This is a genomic window from Vibrio sp. 1978 (genome assembly GCF_033344345.1).
Genome location: NZ_JAWPOP010000765.1, coordinates 1 through 585 on the forward strand (window position 1 = coordinate 1; position 585 = coordinate 585).

General features: G+C 45.1%; 1 protein-coding gene and 1 pseudogene. One reads left to right on the top strand and one right to left on the bottom strand.

Translation table 11 applies throughout. The annotated features are described in order from the left end of the window. Positions 1-156: pseudogene (hemA, locus tag R8N49_RS28980) on the bottom strand (glutamyl-tRNA reductase); the annotation flags it as partial. A 161-nt stretch (positions 157-317) separates the two neighbouring features. On the opposite strand from hemA, the gene R8N49_RS28985 reads away from it, so the two are divergent. Further along, the coding region (locus R8N49_RS28985) for a lipoprotein insertase outer membrane protein LolB (RefSeq protein WP_318190684.1) at positions 318-585 on the top strand (268 nt) is incomplete at its 3' end.

The following is a 585-nucleotide window of genomic DNA, read 5'->3' on the forward strand; positions in this document are numbered from 1 at the left end:
ACGGTTACAGGTTGAAACAATCACACTGCCGTTAACCGCTTCGTGCTCTCTGAGTTGCTCAAGTGCAGGGCCGAGCTTATCAGGCCCGAACGCCACTTTCTCTCGCAAGTCAACAGACGCTGTATTGTGATTAATTCCAATAGCAAGCAAGGACATCTAACGTGGTATCTCTGAGATCGGTTATAAAATAGGTTCAGAATTTTACTGTAAGCACGCATTTATTGAAAGGGTAAGCCGGATTTGTTTTCCTAAGTCCGTCTTTTCAATGCTATAGTTGTGAGCGATTCCCGATGAAACTGATTAATAAGCCATCAAACATGACCTTACGTTCCTTTCTCATCTTTCTCTTGTCGAGCCTTATTCTCGCTGGGTGTAGTTCCGTTCCTGAAAGCGTCACCAGCGTCGAATGGCAAGCTCATGAACAACGTCTTGAAACCATCCATGATTTTCAAGCGACCGGGAAATTAGGCTACATCGGCCCCGACCAAAGACAAAGTCTGAACTTTTTTTGGAAGCACTCCACCGCTTTAAGCCAACTTCGATTAACCACTGTCGTGGGACAAACCACATTAATGCTGACGAGTA